The 18,647-nt window shown below is 50.4% G+C and carries 12 protein-coding genes; 8 read left to right on the forward strand and 4 right to left on the reverse strand.

Annotated features, from left to right (window positions below; translation table 11 throughout):
• Nucleotides 1-10: 10 nt before the first annotated feature.
• Entirely contained in the window at nt 11-1,177 is a 1,167-nt protein-coding gene (locus ACYIA1_RS22195) for a glycosyltransferase family 2 protein (RefSeq protein WP_005868176.1), read from the reverse strand.
• Nucleotides 1,178-1,203: 26 nt separating this feature from the next.
• The gene (gene recR / locus ACYIA1_RS22200) at nt 1,204-1,830 is read right to left on the reverse strand and encodes a recombination mediator RecR (RefSeq protein ID WP_480336407.1); all 627 of its coding nucleotides are present in this window, start codon (nt 1,828-1,830) and stop codon (nt 1,204-1,206) included.
• Between the two features lie 484 nt (nt 1,831-2,314).
• Here recR and ACYIA1_RS22205 point away from each other — a divergent pair, with 484 nt between their 5' ends.
• The 7 genes from ACYIA1_RS22205 to ACYIA1_RS22235 all read left to right on the forward strand — a co-directional run bounded on the left by ACYIA1_RS22205 (nt 2,315) and on the right by ACYIA1_RS22235 (nt 14,030).
• Nucleotides 2,315-4,312, forward strand: coding sequence for an OPT family oligopeptide transporter (locus ACYIA1_RS22205; protein WP_480336409.1), 1,998 nt, complete (start codon nt 2,315-2,317; stop codon nt 4,310-4,312).
• Nucleotides 4,313-4,329: 17 nt separating this feature from the next.
• Nucleotides 4,330-5,643, forward strand: a complete 1,314-nt coding sequence (locus tag ACYIA1_RS22210; protein ID WP_443899474.1) for a SpoIID/LytB domain-containing protein — start codon at nt 4,330-4,332, stop codon at nt 5,641-5,643.
• 148 nt (nt 5,644-5,791) lie between these two features.
• The gene (locus ACYIA1_RS22215; RefSeq protein ID WP_443899473.1) at nt 5,792-8,170 is read left to right on the forward strand and encodes an ABC transporter permease; all 2,379 of its coding nucleotides are present in this window, start codon (nt 5,792-5,794) and stop codon (nt 8,168-8,170) included.
• Nucleotides 8,171-8,395: 225 nt separating this feature from the next.
• Nucleotides 8,396-9,979 carry a bifunctional metallophosphatase/5'-nucleotidase gene (locus ACYIA1_RS22220; protein ID WP_259013060.1) on the forward strand — a complete coding sequence of 528 codons (1,584 nt, stop codon included), beginning with the start codon at nt 8,396-8,398 and terminating at the stop codon, nt 9,977-9,979.
• Between the two features lie 41 nt (nt 9,980-10,020).
• Complete coding sequence (locus tag ACYIA1_RS22225; protein WP_250788171.1) at nt 10,021-11,484, forward strand: sodium:solute symporter; 1,464 nt, start codon at nt 10,021-10,023, stop codon at nt 11,482-11,484.
• Between the two features lie 45 nt (nt 11,485-11,529).
• Entirely contained in the window at nt 11,530-12,132 is a 603-nt protein-coding gene (gene yihA / locus ACYIA1_RS22230) for a ribosome biogenesis GTP-binding protein YihA/YsxC (RefSeq protein WP_005856199.1), read from the forward strand.
• A 17-nt stretch (nt 12,133-12,149) separates the two neighbouring features.
• Nucleotides 12,150-14,030, forward strand: a complete 1,881-nt coding sequence (locus tag ACYIA1_RS22235) for a B12-binding domain-containing radical SAM protein (protein WP_250788170.1) — start codon at nt 12,150-12,152, stop codon at nt 14,028-14,030.
• A 23-nt stretch (nt 14,031-14,053) separates the two neighbouring features.
• Here the strand turns inward: ACYIA1_RS22235 and ACYIA1_RS22240 are convergent, their stop codons facing one another.
• On the reverse strand, nt 14,054-16,360 hold the full coding sequence (locus ACYIA1_RS22240) for a TonB-dependent receptor (RefSeq protein ID WP_250788169.1): 2,307 nt from the start codon (nt 16,358-16,360) through the stop codon (nt 14,054-14,056).
• A 140-nt stretch (nt 16,361-16,500) separates the two neighbouring features.
• Nucleotides 16,501-16,854: a hypothetical protein gene (locus ACYIA1_RS22245; protein ID WP_044545916.1), complete on the reverse strand. Its 354-nt coding sequence runs from the start codon at nt 16,852-16,854 to the stop codon at nt 16,501-16,503.
• Between the two features lie 97 nt (nt 16,855-16,951).
• On the opposite strand from ACYIA1_RS22245, the gene ACYIA1_RS22250 reads away from it, so the two are divergent.
• Nucleotides 16,952-18,619 carry a putative transporter gene (locus ACYIA1_RS22250; RefSeq protein ID WP_008771847.1) on the forward strand — a complete coding sequence of 556 codons (1,668 nt, stop codon included), beginning with the start codon at nt 16,952-16,954 and terminating at the stop codon, nt 18,617-18,619.
• The last annotated feature ends 28 nt before the right edge of the window (nt 18,620-18,647 follow it).

An 18,647-nucleotide genomic window follows, 5' to 3' on the forward strand; every position in this document is an offset into this window, starting at 1 on the left:
CAAGGATTACTTAAACAAGCCGACCACTCTTCTTCGTATATATATGGTAAACCGCTTTCTTGTTCACGAGCTTGTCCATAAACAAGAGCATCTGCTCGTAACGGGCATCGGGGAAGCAGAAAGCGTAGTCCGTAAAGCCTTTCATCTGGTTCTTGCGACAGATAGCATCCATCACACGCTCCACGTCCAAATCCCAGAGATTCACGAATTCCAGATCCGGCATAGCTTTCAGGCAAACGGCCTTTACCTCCTCAAAATGATCCTCCCTACACAAGATCAAAAGGCGGCGATGCTTAACCGCTTTAGCCTTCTTGCGTAGAGGGGCTGAAATCGTCGCCCAGCAAGCTTTCAGCAGGACAGCCAACCGGATCAGTATCCGCATCAACCAACCGGACCCCGGATAATATTTCTTATAGAAAATCAACATGGCGCCGTAAAAAGCCCTTATGTACCTCAAGTCACCATGCTTCGTACTCTCCCCCTTATAATGCAGGATCCGTTCCGGCACGTACAAGTTCTTATAGCCTCCCAACACGATCCGATAAGACAAATCGATATCCTCCCCATACATGAAGAACGACTCATCCAACAAGCCAACCTTATCCAACGCCTCATGACGAAGCAACATGAACGCACCCGCCAGCACCTCCACCTTATGCGTCTGCTCTTTATCCAGATACGGAAGGCTATAACGTGCGAATGCCGGAGAGTTAGGAAACAGCTTTGAAAGGCCGAATATCTTGCAGAACGACACCCAAGGCGAAGGGAAAGCCCGTTTGCTCTCCGGCAAGAATACCCCATGCCCATTCAACATCTTCACACCGATAGCTCCGATCTCCGGGTCCTCATCCATCTGGAAGCACAGGCTGCGGAGGCTCTCCTCTCCCACCACGGTATCGGGATTCAGCAATAACACGTATTCACCGGTGCACTGACGGATCGCCTGATTATTGGCCTTGGCGAAACCGGGATTATCTTTATTCTCAATGAAAACCACCTCCGGGAACTTAGGCCGGAGATATTCGACAGATCCATCCGTCGAGTTATTATCCACCACGAACACCTCGGCGTCCATCCCCGTTACGGCGGCACGGACAGAATAGAGGCATTGCTCCAGAAAATACTTCACGTTATAGTTAACGATGATAACGGACAACTTGGTTTCTTCGTAGGTCATTCCGGATATTAATTATGAGTTATGATTTATGAATTAGAAGAGGTGAGATTGAACTCGGTACGATTGATAATGGATCGTCCTAAGGTGATCTCGTCGGCATACTCGATCTCGTCACCGATAGATACGCCACGTGCGATGACACTGATCCTCACATCGTAACCGGATAGCTTCCGGTAAATAAAAAAGTTAGTCGTATCGCCTTCCATGGTAGTGCTCAACGCCAAGATGATCTCTTTCACCTCACCTTCGGCCACACGTCGCACCAGACTGTCGATACGCAAGTCGCCCGGTCCGATACCATCCATCGGCGAGATGATCCCGCCCAACACATGGTATACGCCACGGAATTGCCCGGTATTCTCTATCGCCATCACCTCCTTGATATTCTCTACCACGCAAACCAAGGAATGGTCACGACCGGGGTTGGCGCAAATAGAGCAAACCTCATCATCACATATATTATGGCAGACCTTGCAGTACTTCACGTCTCGACGGAGGGCGACCAAGGCCGCAGCGAAGTTTTCCGTATAGCCGACGTCCCGGCGCAACATATAAAGCGCTAGCCGGAGCGCTGTCTTCCTCCCCACCCCCGGCAAGGAAGCCAATTCATTCACGGCATTTTCCAACAAGGCTGAAGGATATCTTTGATTCATCTACTTTCTGTATTTGACTACAAAAATAGAAAGAATTTACGAATTAACGATAAACCTCAAATTATTTACTCGGCTTCTCCCCCATCCCATTCAAGTCGCACATCTCTTGCTTGATATGTACAACTATAACTGCTCTAGGTATAATTGTTCATGTCCTCAAGTAATAAACATTCTTTTTGCCATATACAAACATACTTACTACTTGATCTATTTCCAAATGATCGCCGTGGGATGTACAGACCACGACGTGATTTGTATATTCCACGACTTGGTCTGTACAGATCACGCCGTGGTTTGTAGAATTATACAGCATGCGAACAAGAATTCATACGCTACTGGGCAAGAATTCATATAGATAATTTGGGTACGGTTGCCCTAACTATTCTAAAGAATCCTTGCATGTCTCAGCCAGAAAACATAAATTTGTCACCCAACACCCGTTTGGTGGAGCTATTACGAACTTATAATCTAACATTTTAATATCGTGAAACCAGAAAATGAAGAAAAGGTAACCGGGCTGCCAGAAAACGCCTACCGAGAATTAAAAGAAGGGGAAAGCTACAAGCCTCTTATGTCTCCCAACAAACACTATCCGGAGGTTACGCCTTGGTCCGTCCTTTGGGGATTGGTCATGGCAGTGATATTCAGTGCGGCGGCCGCTTATCTGGGCCTGAAGGTCGGTCAGGTATTCGAGGCCGCCATCCCGATCGCTATCATCGCCGTAGGGTTGTCCAGCGGATTCAAGCGGAAGAACGCCTTGGGAGAGAACGTCATCATCCAGTCTATCGGGGCCAGTAGCGGCGTGATCGTGGCGGGGGCCATTTTCACCTTGCCCGCCCTTTATATCCTGCAAGACAAATATCCGGAGATCACGGTCAATTTCTTCGAGGTTTTCATGAGTTCCTTGTTAGGAGGTATCATCGGGATCTTGCTATTAATCCCGTTCCGTAAATATTTCGTATCCGACATGCACGGTAAGTATCCCTTCCCGGAAGCTACGGCTACCACGCAAGTACTCGTCTCCGGCGAGAAAGGCGGAAGCCAAGCGAAACCCTTGATCTTCGCCGGATTAATCGGTGGTTTGTACGACTTCATCATCGCTACCTTCGGTTGGTGGGGCGAGACGATCAGTACCCGTATCGTCGGAGCCGGTGAGATGCTGGCAGAGAAGGCCAAGATCGTATTGAAAGTCAATACGGGCGCTGCCGTACTAGGTCTGGGTTACATCATCGGATTAAAATACTCCTTGATCATCTGCGCCGGTTCATTCTTGGTATGGTTGGTGATCATCCCCGCCATGTCCGCCATTTTCAGCGCCGACGTACTTACGTTCGGCAATGACGCTATCACGGCGACCGTCGGAAGCATGAGCGCCGAGCAAATCTTCACCACCTACGCCCGCCACATCGGTATCGGAGGTATCGCTACCGCTGGGGTGATCGGCATCATCAACTCTTGGGGAATCATCAAGGGAGCCGTAGGCTTGGCGGCGAACGAGTTGAAAGGAAAAGGAGACGCTGTGGAGAGTAATACTATACGTACGCAAAAGGATTTGTCGATGAAGGTGATAACGATCGGTATCATCGTATCGCTGATCGTCACCTTCCTGTTCTTCCAGTTCGGCGTACTTCATAATTGGTTCCATGCCGCCATCGGCTTATTGTTGGTCGGGGTGATCGCCTTCCTTTTTACGACCGTAGCGGCAAACGCTATCGCTATCGTAGGGACGAACCCGGTATCGGGCATGACGCTCATGACGTTGATCCTCGCCTCCATCATCTTGGTCGCCGTAGGGTTGAAAGGGCCGGCCGGCATGGTATCCGCCCTGATTATCGGAGGCGTGGTTTGTACGGCGCTTTCCATGGCGGGAGGTTTCATTACCGACTTGAAAATTGGCTACTGGCTGGGTAGTACGCCCGCCAAGCAAGAGACTTGGAAATTCCTAGGCACGCTAGTTTCTGCCGCTACGGTAGGAGGCGTGATCTTGATATTGAACCAGACGTACGGTTTCACGACCGGACAATTGGCCGCTCCGCAAGCGAACGCTATGGCCGCCGTTATCGAGCCGTTGATGAGTGGTTCGGGAGCACCTTGGGCTTTATACGCGATCGGAGCCGCCCTCGCCGTCGTATTGAACTTCTGCAAGATACCGGCGTTGGCATTCGCCTTGGGTATGTTTATCCCTTTGGACTTGAATACGCCGCTTTTGATCGGTGGAGCGATCAGTTGGTACGTAGGAAGCCGTAGCAAAGACCAAAGCTTGAACTCAGCCCGCTTGGAGAAAGGTACGTTACTGGCTTCCGGCTTTATCGCCGGCGGCGCCTTGATGGGCGTGGTCAGCGCAGCCTTACGTTTCGGCGGAATCAACTTGATGAACGAGGAATGGGCATCTAGCAATGCCGCCGAGATACTGGCGGTTGTCATGTACCTTGTCATGATCGCTTACCTCACATTTAATTCCCTGAACGCGAAAAAAGAATAGAATAAAGGAATAAGGATATGGAAGCACCTGTAATCAATGTGGGAATCATGACCCACAAAGCGGTCTCATTTGTTTTTAACGAAGAGTATGTACATACGGAAACCGGCACGTTCACCATAGGCGAGCAACGTGCCCTCTGGGTAAACGGCAAGATCGTGTACAATGGGAAGCTTTATCAGGAGCTATTCTTCGAGCCGACCAGCCCGCAATCCTCTTTCGATTTGAAGGCGGTCACGATTGGCGTGGATTTTCATTGGCAACGACAGGAGGATCAACGCTTCAAGGGAGCGTTGAACCTCGTGGCGACCGATAAAGGAATCGTCACGATCAACCAAGTGGACGTGGAGGAATACCTTACCAGCGTAATCTCCTCGGAGATGAGCGCCAACGCCTCCAAAGAGTTGCTGAAAGCCCATGCCGTGATCTCGCGAAGCTGGCTCTTGGCACAGGTCGAGAAGAATTTCAACTTGAACGGATCGGTTACGCCCTATAAAAGTTGTTACCGCGACAACGAGACCTTGATCCGCTGGTACGACCGGGAGGACCATGATTTGTTCGATGTCTGCGCCGACGATCATTGCCAGCGTTACCAAGGTATTACCCGGGCATCGAACCCGATAGTCAGGGAGGTGATCAAAGAGACACGTGGAGAGGTATTGATGGATAACGATACGATCTGCGACGCCCGCTTCTCGAAATGCTGCGGAGGCGTGACCGAGAAATTCGAGAATTGCTGGGAACCGGTTCCCCACTCCTATCTTACCGCATTGAGGGACGGCGAGACTCCCGCCTATCCCGACTTGACGGACGAGCGGGAAGCGGAACAATGGATACGTACCTCACCCGAAGCCTTCTGTAATACGACGGACAAGGAGATCCTTAGCCAAGTGCTAAACAACTACGATCAAGAGACCACGGATTTCTACCGTTGGAAAGTAGAATACACGCAAGAGGAACTATCGGGGTTGATCCACCGGAAAACGGGTATGGATTTCGGGCCGATCATCGATCTTGTACCGTTGGAAAGAGGTTCGTCCGGACGTATCACGAAACTCAAGATCGTAGGGGTACGCCGTTCGTTCACCATCGGCAAAGAGCTTGAGATACGCCGGACATTATCCGAGACGCATCTATACAGCTCGGCCTTTGTTGTCGATAAGAAGGATATCCGCCTCGATATCCCCTCCCGCTTCATCTTGACGGGAGCCGGATGGGGACATGGCGTGGGGCTTTGCCAGATCGGAGCCGCCGTGATGGGAACCAAAGGATATTCGTACCGGAAAATCCTCACGCATTATTTCCCCGGAGCCTCTATTGAGAAAAGGTATTAAACAAGGGTGTCCAGATTTTGGACACCCTTGTCCAATTATTGGACACTCATAAACAATCGTACGCTACTCACCCCTCTGTTTTTCAACCACATAAACACAATGGCACGGTATTTGATTTTATCTTACCGGAAAATAATACAATAACAATATGAAAAACATCGGGATCGCAATTCGCTCCCTTTTTAAGAGAGGGCAACACAATGTAATGAAGATTATCTCCTTGGGTATAGGACTGACCATCGGCTTGGTGCTGATCGCTAAAGTCCACTTCGAGAACACCTACGATAACTTCTATCCGGAGGGAGACCGGATCTATCGAGTATATGAGAAATTTTTCATGAACGGGGAAGTGGGCGACCACGGGCAAACGCCCGCCGGAGTAATCCCCCTCTTGAAACAAGAGACACCGGAGATCGAGGCCGCCACACGCTATACGTACTTCCGGGGAAACTCCCCTTTTACGATGTCCGACAACAAGCATCGGCTCAAAGCGACCTTCATCCTAGCGGACAGTTGTCTTTTCGACGTATTGCCCCGCCCCATGCTCATCGGAGACCCTAAGCAAGTTCTCTCCCAACCCATGTACGTGCTCGTATCCGACGAGATCGCCGAACGTATCGGCGGTAACGTGATGGGAAAACGCTTCGAGATTGACGACGCGCCGGGACAAGCCCTCACGATAGGCGGCGTATTCAAGAAACTACCGGACAACACCGAACAGAGTTATGACATTATCGTATCCCTTTCTTCCATCAGCAAGTTCATGTGGGACGGAACCCATATGTTAACCGGAAACGACCGCTACCAAAGTTATGTCAAGGTATCGCCGGGTACGACAGAGGCCCAGTTGGAAGCGGGAATGAGACAGATGATCGACAAGCATTTCCCCGTAAACGACCTTAAGAAAGCCGGCGTGGAACTGACCTTCACCTTCCACAAACTACTCAACGTACATATGGAGGACGATATGGCCAAACGTATGGCCTTGATCCTCTCGTTCATCGCCTTCGTATTGATCTTCACCGCCGTAATGAACTATATATTGATCGTGATCTCCTCCATCGTGAACCGCACGAAAGAGATGGCCGTACGCAAATGTTACGGGGCGAGCGGTAAGGATATCCAAGGTATGGCGTTGTCCGAGGTAGGGACCCACGTCACCGTCGCACTAGTGCTGGTCGTACTTTTGATCCTAGGATTTCAAGGAATTATAAAGGAGCTGATCGGCACGGGAGTCCGATCGTTATTCCTATCCACGGGTATGTGGGCGATATGCCTCACGGTCATAGTCGTACTTATCTCTACGGGCATAGCTACCGGCTGGTTCTTAGGACGCATTCCTGTAGCGGCTGTTTTCCGGAGTATTCGTGAAGCACGCCGCCTTTGGAAACTGGGACTCTTGTTCTTCCAGTTCACGGCAATCAGCTTCCTCGCCTCCTTATTGCTAGTGGTAGGCAAGCAATACGACCATATGGTGAATGATCATCCGGGATACAATCCTGAGAACCTCGCCTATGTGTATATCGGCGCCGTAGACTCCACGGGGCGTGCCAAACTGATCGAGGAAACCCAGAGATTGCCCGAGGTAGACGCCATCACGACTTGCTATAACCTTCCTTTCTGGGGAGCCTCGGGCAATAACGTCTATCTTCCGGGAGACGACCGGGAACTATTCAACATCGCCGACCTCTACGACGTAGGAAACGATTACCTGAACGTATTGGAAATCCCGATCGTAGAAGGACAATACTTCACAGAGAATACCACCTCCTCGCAAGAGATACTGGTGAGCCGCAATTTCATTGAATACATGAAACCTTTCGCAGACTGGAAGGATGGAGCCGTGGGCAAGACGGTACAAATAACCGGACACGATACCAAGTCCGAGTCGATGCCTCTCTTCACGATCCGGGGCGTGTTCGAGGATTTCCGCCTAGGCTCCATAGCGGGAGAAGATCCGCGAGCCAAGATCATGTTCTATACGAAAGGGGCGGCCCAACATATGGTCATTCGGTACCATAGCCTTTCTTCCGAGGCCCTACGCAAGACGCAGGATCTAATGGGGCAACTCATCCCGGATAAAGAACTCAACGTGATCTCCTTCAAGAGCGAGATGCTGGAAGGATACACCTCCTCCCGGAAATTCCGTGACTCCGTCATGATCGGTGGTATCGTCACCTTGCTGATCGTCTTCATCGGATTGATCGGATACACGAACGACGAGGTGAACCGTCGCCGGAAAGAAATGGCGATCCGCAAGATTAACGGAGCCACGGTAAAAGACATACTCCATATCTTCTTGAAAGATATCATCACCATGGCATTGCCGGCCATCTTACTTGGTTGCGGTATCGCTTTCTATATCTCCCAGAAATGGCAAGAGCAATTCTCGGAAAAGATCCAGCTATCCTGGTATCTATTCGTGGGAGGAGGCGTATTGGTACTCACCGTCATACTGGCGGTTTCCGGATATAACGTATTCCGTACCACCCACGACAATCCCGTAAACAACCTCAAGTCCGAATAAATCAAAAGGGCCGCATCTTATCCGGATGACGGCCCTTTGACTTAATGTTTACCTATTTCCCGGTTATGATGAACAACCGGTTCGCTTTCACTCTCACGAGCTATTACTATGACGCAAAGGTAGGCCGAAGGTTTAAAACGACCAAAAAGAATTCGACGAATCGGGCGTTTTCCTCGGTGAATCTCGTTATTTTTCCTACTTTTGTCCCTATTAATACATACAACCATGGGACTGAAAAAACAATTCGTATCGGCGATTTTGCTAGGCAGCACGCTAACCGCTCCCCTATTCGCGCAAGATATCGCCACCCCGTCTAGCTCGATAGACACTTTAGCCATTTTCTCATTCAACGATTTCCATGGGGCTTTCGCCTCCGACGGGATCACGCCGGGAGCCGCCCGGTTGGTACAAATGACACAAAACGAGAAGCAACGCTATCCGCATTCCATCGTTGTCTCAGGCGGAGATAATTTCAGCGGAAGCTATTTCTCCAAGATCACGAAAGGCGAGCCTATCAAAGAGATGTACGAGGCGATGGACGTGGAGATGTCCGCCATCGGTAACCACGAGTTCGACTGGGGGCTTCCTTATCTAGTGGACACCGCCGCTTTGAATATCCCCCATGTGGCCGCCAATATCACCGAAGAGAAGAGATATACTCACCCCGACTGGTTGAGTCCCTACCGTATCGTAGAGCGTAAGTTGAAAGATGGCTCCTCCCTGCGCATAGCCTTCATCGGACTGACCACGACGGACACCTACGTCAAGACCAAGCCGGAGAACCTGAAAGGGCTTCAGTTCACGCATCCGCTGGGAGCGGCCTGCATACAAACCGTCTACCAGTTAAAGAAAGAGGGCCAGATCGATATGATTATCCTCTTGATGCACATCGGCACGGATATGAAAATGCCTTACCGCATCACCGAGGAGAACGCCCAAGGACTGCCGTTCATCGATAAGGTAGACGCCATCATATCCGCCCACTCGCATGAGCTGGTGCTCGATAAAATCAATAACATCCCCATCATCCAAGCCGGCGTAAACGGTACCCATATCGGGAAACTGCTGTTCCAAATACAAGATTTCAACGGACACCGGGATATCTCTTTCATCCAAGGGGATACCGTGCGTGTAGCCTGCGAGGAGAACCCGGAGATGCGAGAGGCCGTGGAGAAGATCATGGATAAATATCGGCTGAACGAGAAACTTGCCACGGCAAAAGAGGCCTTGATCCACGACCGTACCATCAATAAGTTCGACTATACGCCTATCGGGGCGTTGGTCACGGCCGCTTACGCCAAGCGTTTCCAAAAAGAGATGCCCGCTTACAAGGATCAGCCGGTGATCGGCGTAAACCATTACGGAGGTATCCGTGCGGCCCTCCCGAAAGGGGATATCACCCGACTGCGTGCCGGCAACATCCTGCCTTTCGGCTCCGCTATCGTTGCCTATCGTTTCGACGGCAAGCGGTTGAAGAAGCTATTGGAGGATGGACGGAAGAATCCGAACGGTTTCCTTCAATCCTCCGACCTCACGCTTACCCTAAGCGGAAATAAGATCGAGAAAATAGTCTATACGAGAGACGAGCAAAAGACCGAGATCGAGGACAATACCCCTTGCGTGGTGACCCTAGACGCTTTCATCACCGATGGCGGAGACGGGTACGACGCCTCTTTATTCAAGGGCTACGAGATCCCGGAATTCGATAATTTAGGTATCATATCGACCGACGCTTTCATGGACTACCTAAAGGGCTTCAAGAAACCCATCACGGTAGAATCCACGCATATGCCGGTTATTTCAAAGTAAAGCCGTATCTTTGCGCAGAAGAAGACAGAAGTTAGCAATACATGAACAGCTATATGATCCTTTTTATTATCGCTGCCTATTTCGCCGTCTTGCTGCTGATAGCATGGATCACGGGACGTAATAACAGCAACGAGGCATTCTTCCTCGGGAACAGGAAATCACCTTGGTATATCGTTTCTATCGGTATGATAGGGACATCCTTATCGGGGGTGACGTTCGTATCGGTACCCGGCATGGTGCGGGCGATCGATATGACGTATATGCAGACTGTATTAGGCTTCTTCGTGGGATATATCATTATAGCCAAGGTATTGCTACCGCTATACTATAAGTTGCAACTTACCTCCATCTACTCGTATCTGGATGACCGGATCGGGAGAAGGGGGTACAAGACAGGGGCCTCATTCTTCCTGCTCTCGAAGATCGTAGGGGCGGCCGCACGCTTATATCTGGTGGTCTTGATCTTGCAAACCTACGTGTTCAACGCTTGGAACATCCCATTCGCCGTGACCGCTATCCTCAGTATCCTGCTGGTATGGCTATATACGTTCCGAAGCGGCATCAAGACGATCATCTGGACAGATACGTTGCAGGCCCTTTGTCTCGTGGCAATGTTGATCGTGATCATCTGGCAGGTGAAGGACAAGATGGGACTGGATTTCGGGGGTATGGCGCAGACCTTGGTGGAAAGTCCTCATTTCCGTATCTTCGAGTTTGGCGATTGGCATAGTACGCAGAACTTCTTCAAGCAGTTCTTCAGCGGTATCTTTATCACGATCGTCATGACCGGGCTGGATCAGGACATGATGCAAAAGAACCTCTCCTGCAAGAGCTTGAAGGATGCCCAGAAAAACATGTACACATATGGCTTCGCCTTCACGCCGGTCAACTTCTTGTTTCTCGCGTTGGGGGTACTGCTACTGACATTGGCGGCACAGCGGAACATCCAGTTGCCAACCCTCAACGACGATATCCTCCCGATGTTTTGTACCTCGGGGATCTTGGGCGGGAGTATCTTGATCTTCTTTACGATCGGTATCATAGCGGCGGCTTTCAGTAGCGCCGACTCGGCGTTGACAGCGCTCACCACCTCTTTTTGCGTGGATATCCTCGGCGTGCAGAGAGAGGAAGCGAAAAGGGCGAAACGTACCCGCCTAAAGGTACACGTGATGATATCCGTCTTGTTCGTCTTGATCATCTTGGCGTTCAAGGCCGTAAATAACCGGAGTGTTATCGACGCGATCTACATGATAGCGTCGTACACGTATGGTCCTCTATTGGGGCTGTTTGTTTTCGGGCTTTTCACGAAGCGGAACCCCCGTGACAAATACGTGCCCTATATCTGTATAGCCTCCCCGTTGATTTGCCTCGCCACGGATTTCTTGGTGAAACAATACGCAGGCTATACGTTCGGCTACGAGATGCTTATGGTAAACGGAGGCATCACGTTCGCCGGGCTGTGGCTTTCGGCAATTGAAAATGGAAAATTGAAAATTGAGAATTAGGTCTCGCCATTATTCATTTACTCATTATTCATTAATTTATATTTTATGGAAATTAAAAGCGCAGAATTTGTTATCAGTAACACAGACGTAAGGAAATGCCCCGAGGGTAATAAGCCGGAGTATGCCTTCATCGGACGAAGTAATGTAGGCAAATCCTCCTTGATCAATATGCTTACCAACAAGAAGGGCTTGGCGATGACTTCGCAAACACCGGGTAAGACTTTACTTATCAATCATTTTCTTATCAATAACGAGTGGTATCTGGTAGATCTTCCGGGGTATGGCTTCGCCCAACGAGGCAAGGAGAACCGGGAGCAATTGAAACGTATCATCGAGAACTATATCCTCGATCGCGAGCAACTGACCAACCTATTTGTCCTTTTGGACTGCCGCCACGAGGCGCAAAAGATCGATCTGGAGTTTATGGAATGGCTGGGTGAGAGCGGGGTTCCTTTCTCCATCATCTTCACGAAGATCGACAAGATCAGCAAGGGACGCTTGAAAGAGAACCTAAAAGTCTATACGGATAAATTACTGGAGACTTGGGAAGAGCTTCCTCCGATCTTCCTCTCTTCCTCAGAGAAGAAAGAGGGACGGGATGAGATTCTGGACTATATCGAGTCTATCAACAATAGCTTGAATAATTGAAAATTAGTTGAGTTGATATGGGATTAGCTTCGGTTCTTCTGGTTTTATCTCCGTTTACGCAGATCAATACGCCTTATCCTTCCACGGCTTACCTAAAAGGTTATTTGGAGGCAAAGGGTGTACGTGCCGGGCAGACCGATCTGGGTATCGAGACAATCTTGACTTTGTTTTCCACGCAGGGTCTCGGGGAGTTATTCGCCGAGATCGAGCGACGGAAAGGTAAATATCCGGCTAAAGTCCGGGGGATGCTGGCTAATAAGCAACGGTATATCGACACGATAACCGCCGTTGTCGCTTTCCTTCAAGGAAAGAACGATCCTCTCGCTTATCGCATCTGTAATCAAAATTACCTTCCAGAAAGCGATCGCGGGAGCCAAAACGAGGAGGAGCTGGAATGGGCGTTCGGTACTTCGGGATTACGGGATAAAGCCCGTTATCTGGCAACCTTGTATCTGGAGGATCTCTGCGACTTGATCCGGGAAACGATCGACCCGGATTTCGGTTTCAGCCGATATGCCGAGCATCTAGGCCGCTGCGCCTCCTCCTTCGACGAGATCGAGGAAGCCCTCCAAAAAACTTTCGGCTTTATCGACCGCCTGACGCAACCGCTATTGGAAAAGCACATCGCCGAGAGCAAGCCTAAGGCGATCGCTTTCAGCGTACCTTTCCCGGGGAATTTATTCAGTTCCCTCCGGCTCGCCCAATGGCTACGGCAGGCACATCCCGATATCCCGATCCTTATGGGAGGCGGTTTCGTGAATACGGAACTTCGCTCCATCACGGATACCCGCTTCTTCAAATACATCGATTACCTCTTGCTGGATGATGGAGAGGACCCGCTTTACCAAACGTTGCGCTATCTGGACGGGGCGATCCCCAAAGAGGAACTGGTACGCACCTTCTCCTTGGACGAGAGCGGCAGCCGGGTCGTTTATCAAGACAACCCCGCTTATCCCGCTTGCCGGCAAAACGAGACCGGATTCCCGGATTACGAAGGCTTGCCACTGGACAAATACATCTCTGTCATGGAAATGGCCAACCCGATGCACAAGCTTTGGAGCGACGGCCGCTGGAACAAACTGACCTTGGCACACGGTTGCTACTGGGGGAAATGCGCCTTCTGCGACGGTTCGCTAGATTACATCAAACGGTATGAGCCGAATACGGCCAAGACCTTGGTAGACCGTATGGAGCGCTTGATCGAGCAAACCGGCGAGATCGGTTTCCATTTCGTGGACGAGGCCGCCCCACCCGCCTTGCTACGGGAAATGGCGCAGGAGATCATCCGCCGCAGGCTGACCGTCGTGTGGTGGGGAAATATCCGTTTTGAGAAAAGCTATACCGAGGAGCTATGCGACCTTCTCCAACGAAGTGGCTGCATCGCCGTGTCGGGAGGTCTGGAAGTAGCCTCTCCCCGACTCCTGAAGCTGATAAATAAAGGGGTGACAGTGGCTCAAGTGGCACGGGTCGCCAACAACTTTACCGGGGCAGGCATCATGGTCCATGCCTATTTGATGTATGGTTTCCCGACCCAAACCGCTCAAGAAACCATAGATTCCTTAGAAACGGTCCGGCAAATGTTTGAGCTTGGGCTGATTCAATCCGGATTTTGGCATCGTTTCGCCATGACAGCGCATAGCCCTGTGGGGTTGCACCCCGCCGAGTACAGTTGCCGTGTCACGGAGCCTCCCTTTGGCGGATTCGCCCGTAATGACGTACAGTTCGAGGCGCTATCCGGCTGCGATCCGGAGCTTTTCAGCGAGGGGCTTCGCGTTTCCCTCTATAATTACATGAATGGAACTGGTTTCGATTTGCCTTTGCATAAATGGTTTGGCGGCATGAAAGTGCCACGCACCACCCTGCCGCCAAATTATATAGAGAGAATAGTGGAGGAATAGCCCCGCGGAGGCTCGCCGAGTATTTAATAACTGATCTTACACCCCACGAAATAACTTCTGGGAATCCCCGGGCCATAGATATACCCGGCATCCCGGTGCGCTCCCTTGTCGAAATCATCTTGATAGGAGTCGAAGATATTCTGGACTCCAGCATTTACCTGTAAAGTCACGGACTTGAAGATCGGGAAGTCATAAGCCAGCTTGAGATTCAAGTCGAAGAAATCACGAGTCTTCTCCTCACGATCTTCCGGGATATAACCCGCCAAGTGCTGCACCAACATACTTCCCGTATATGTACCCGTCAAGGAAGCGGAGAAACGCTTGACCGGCGTGAAGGTAGAAGTGAAATAACCATATACGTCCGGAGAGCGGAACATCTTCTTCTGCGGAGTGATATTCGGATTCTCGCTCCATTGCTCCGCCTCCTTGTAACGGCTCCGTTGCAAGGTAGCGCCCGCCTGTATCTGCATCCAAGAATAGGCCATCTTACCCTCCAGATTGATACCCATCACACGGGCACCCTTTCCGTTACGGCGTTCCATCAGCAGGTTATTATCCTCGTCACGGCCGATCTCCTCCAAGATAAACACGTTCCGCAAATCCGTATAGAAACCTTCCACCAAGAAATTCACCTGAACCGGGCCGAAGCGATGATAGAAATCTACGGAAGCACTCACGCTCTGCGAATTCTCCTCCTTCAAGTCCGGGGAGATCTGGATGATCGCCACGTCGCCACCCACGGCGGTGATATGCAAATCCTCGTCGAACGCTTGAGGAGCCCGGAAACCGCTGGAGTACGACATACGCAGGTTGATATCCTTCGTCGGATTGAAACGCACGTTCGCACGAGGGCTAAAGATCACGTGATCCATCATATTATGCTTATCCAAACGGCCACCGATCAAGAAACTCCAACGATCATTCTTCCACTCGTTCTGGGCAAAAGCACTACCGATATGCACGGTCTGGGCGATCGTACGGTTATAACCAAGCATCTCGTCCTGCAAATCATCGTAGCTATACTCGGCACCTCCCGTAAAGGTAGCGGGCATAAAAAGGCATTTGTCCCATTCGTAGGAGTATTGGGCGCCACCGATAAAGGTCATGTCCGTCGTGTTACCATAGGCGTTCGGGTCTTTTCCGGCGCCGTAATAACTCTGGCGTTTCGTATGCTGGGTGGAGGTGTACACATTCAGCCGATGATGATAGTCACGAGAGAAAAGATCGAATTTCAGGCCTCCCCCGTTGATCTGGTGGTCGGTCTGCTCGGTGATATCCGTCTCGTGAGGCGGAAGATCCAATAAATTACCGCCCCGGCGGAACTCGCTGATGTTATGGTACTCGAAAGTGAGCTTGGAGTAATTGCTGGTCTTTAGGTAGGAACGGAATCCGAGGGTCTTCGCCTCCAACTTACCAAGCTCTGAGTAGCCGTCGCCATCATGGTCGTAAGAGGCGCGGTGACGGCCCTGCCCGAAGAGGTAGATACCCGCCTTATGATCGTCCGTCACCAACGAGGCGTTCACGGTGGTATTGTTATCTGGGCGGCTTCCCCCGATCATCGTCAACGAATGGGCGATCTGGGCAGAGTTGCGCATCGGCTCCTTCGTGATGATATTGATCGTACCGGCGATAGCGGACGAGCCGAACAAGGCCGAGCCTCCTCCGCGCATCACCTCCACCCGCTCGATCATATTCGCCGGGATCTGCTCCAAGCCATATACGCCGGTCAGGGCGCTGAAGATCGGCCGGCTATCCACCAAGATCTGGGTATAAGGGCCTTCCAGACCATTGATACGCACTTGTTGGAAACCGCAATTCTGGCAGTTATTCTCCACACGCACGCCGGGCTGGAAATTCAAGCCGTCGGCCAAGGAAGTGGCGTGTGTGGTCTCGAACACCTTAGAGTCGAGCACGTTTACCAAGGAAGGAGCCAGACGGCGGGTCGTCTCGTTACGGTTTGCCGATACGACAACTCCGTCCAAGGAGACAGCGTCTTCCTCGGCATTGAAATTAATCTCCAAGGTTTTCCCTTTCTTAAGAGTCACCGTCTTCTCCTCGGTCTTATAACCGATAGACTTCATGACCAAGGTGTATTTCCCCTCGGGAAGATTTTTCATATAATAATGACCGGTAGCGTCGGTAGTCGTACCGATTGTCGTACCGTGGAGATAGACATTGATAAAAGAGAGATGCTCTCCTGTTTTCTTATCGAGGATATGACCTACGATATTAGCGTCGGAAGGATTCAAGGAAACATGATCGTCTCCCTCTGCCCACGCTGACGTAAAGATACAGCACAGGCATAGTATAAGTGTAATAAACTTATTCATTGCTTGATTAATAGTTGTTTGAATATTTAGATAAATACAATATTTGAATCAACGGCATAAATTACCGCACGCCCAATGCCCGATATAGAGATAGGGCCTGCCCCACCTCTACAAACGGATATTGATTTCTGGATATGTAATCAAACAACCGGGGGAGCCCGCAGGTATCGCACTCCCTCAACGGAAGCGACATAATCCGGATAGACCGGAGACTCGGAAAGATGGGATATCTGTGATGAATAGAAATGCAAACGAAACGGATGGATCGCCCCGTCCATCGCATGAATAGACGAGAGCATATGAAACAACTGTATCTCCGCCAGAGAGGCATGATGATGGCAAGTACCGTCCGCCGTCTTCTTGAAAGGGTGCGCATGCACGATGGTCGTACCATGCTCCACATGGACGTGCGTAAAAAGCGAGACGCTGCTATAATATGCGATAAAAAGTACCGGCAGCAACCACTTTATATATTTAACCATCGTTTCCCTCACCCTGTATCATCGTTATTTCGTGGGCAAAGATACTACAATTTTTTTAATTGCTTTGTTTTATGTATTTTCGCGCTTCTAAAGCAAAAAAGAAACTCTTATGAATTGGTTACTTGAGACGCTTGCAGAACCCTCGATGATACAGGCCGTGGCTGTCATTTCTATCGTGGCGGCGGTTGGTGTGTATTTAGGGCGGCTAAAGATATTCGGCATTTCATTAGGCATTACTTTTGTATTCTTCGCCGGTATTATGGCAGGGCATCTGGGCATTACCGTAAATAAGGACATGCTGAACTTCGCCCAGAACTTCGGGCTTATCGTTTTCGTATATACCTTGGGATTGCAAGTAGGTCCCGGTTTCTTCTCTTCCCTAAAAAAAGGCGGGGTGGAAATGAATACGATGGGATTAGGGGTGATCGCTTTAGGACTGATTTTGACGTTGGTGTTTCATTGGATAACAGGAATCTCCGTCCCCGTTATGGTAGGGTTGCTATCCGGTGCCGTAACGAATACCCCGGCCCTAGGTGCCGCCCAGCAAGCGCTCTTACAGATGGATCCGGAAAATACGAGGAACGTAACGGATATGGCTCTGGCCTGTGCCGTAGCTTATCCATTAGGTGTCGTAGGCGTAATTCTCGCTATTATCATCTTGAGGTCCTTATTCGCTAAAAAGACACAGAACACGCATAAGGAGCAAGACACGACAACAAACGTAGCGGAATTTCAGGTATTAAACCCCTCTATTTACAATAAGAGCATCCAGCAAGTCATGAAATTGACAGAGAAACATTTCGTGATCTCCCGCCTCTGGAGGAACGGAAAGGTGACGATCCCTACCTCTGAAACCATCTTAAAGGAAAAAGACCATTTGCTTATCATATCCGTAAAGGCGGATGTCGAATCCATCAAGGTACTTTTCGGAGAACAAGAGACTACGGACTGGAATAAGGAAGATATTGACTGGAACGCTATCGACAGCCAATTGATCTCCCGCCGTATCGTCGTAACCCGCAACCGGGTAAACGGGGTAAAGCTAGGTTCGCTCCGGCTCCGCAACCTATACGGGATCAACATCACCCGAGTGAACCGTGCGGGTATCGATCTGGTGGCCTCCCGTGACCTCCGTCTACAGATCGGGGATAAACTAACGATCGTAGGCGAGGCCAATTCCGTGAATAACGTGGGTAAGATCTTGGGAGACGAGCTGAAACGGCTGGATAACCCCAACCTGCTTGCCATATTCGTAGGACTTACGCTGGGCGTATTAATCGGGGCGATCCCAATTGCCATACCGGGAATGAGTACCCCCATCAAGCTGGGTATCGCCGGAGGACCGATCATCGTTGGAATCTTGATGGGTGCGTTCGGCCCCCGTTTCCACCTAACGACTTATACCACCCAGAGCGCGAACCTGATGATGCGGCAGTTTGGTATAGTGATCTATCTGGCGGGACTGGGAATCGACTCCGGAGCTCATTTCTTCGAGACCGTCTTCCGTGCCGAAGGATTGTTATGGATCGGCCTCGGTTTCCTATTGACGATCGTACCGGTCTTGATCGTCGGGTTCATCGCCTCGCAATTCTTCAAGCTAGATTACGCCCACAACATAGGTATGCTATGCGGAAGCATGGCCAATCCGATGGCCTTGAGTTATGCCAATACGACCGTCGAGGGTGACGAGCCTTCCGTATCTTACGCTACGGTTTACCCGTTATCCATGTTCATCCGGGTGATTTCTGCCCAATTATTGATCATGTTATTCACTTGACTGCTTAAAAAGTCTAACATTCGACCTG

Source organism: Parabacteroides sp. KHUB-02 (assembly GCF_056640955.1).

Excerpts from the sequence above, each read along its gene's own strand:
- ACYIA1_RS22195 (WP_005868176.1), bottom strand. The coding sequence starts at position 1,177 with ATGACCTACGAAGAAACCAAGTTGTCCGTTATCATCGTTAACTATAAC.
- recR (WP_480336407.1), bottom strand. The coding sequence starts at position 1,830 with ATGAATCAAAGATATCCTTCAGCCTTGTTGGAAAATGCCGTGAATGAA.
- ACYIA1_RS22210 (WP_443899474.1), top strand. The coding sequence starts at position 4,330 with ATGGAAGCACCTGTAATCAATGTGGGAATCATGACCCACAAAGCGGTC.
- ACYIA1_RS22215 (WP_443899473.1), top strand. The coding sequence starts at position 5,792 with ATGAAAAACATCGGGATCGCAATTCGCTCCCTTTTTAAGAGAGGGCAA.
- ACYIA1_RS22220 (WP_259013060.1), top strand. The coding sequence starts at position 8,396 with ATGGGACTGAAAAAACAATTCGTATCGGCGATTTTGCTAGGCAGCACG.
- ACYIA1_RS22225 (WP_250788171.1), top strand. The coding sequence starts at position 10,021 with ATGAACAGCTATATGATCCTTTTTATTATCGCTGCCTATTTCGCCGTC.
- yihA (WP_005856199.1), top strand. The coding sequence starts at position 11,530 with ATGGAAATTAAAAGCGCAGAATTTGTTATCAGTAACACAGACGTAAGG.
- ACYIA1_RS22235 (WP_250788170.1), top strand. The coding sequence starts at position 12,150 with ATGGGATTAGCTTCGGTTCTTCTGGTTTTATCTCCGTTTACGCAGATC.
- ACYIA1_RS22240 (WP_250788169.1), bottom strand. The coding sequence starts at position 16,360 with ATGAATAAGTTTATTACACTTATACTATGCCTGTGCTGTATCTTTACG.
- ACYIA1_RS22250 (WP_008771847.1), top strand. The coding sequence starts at position 16,952 with ATGAATTGGTTACTTGAGACGCTTGCAGAACCCTCGATGATACAGGCC.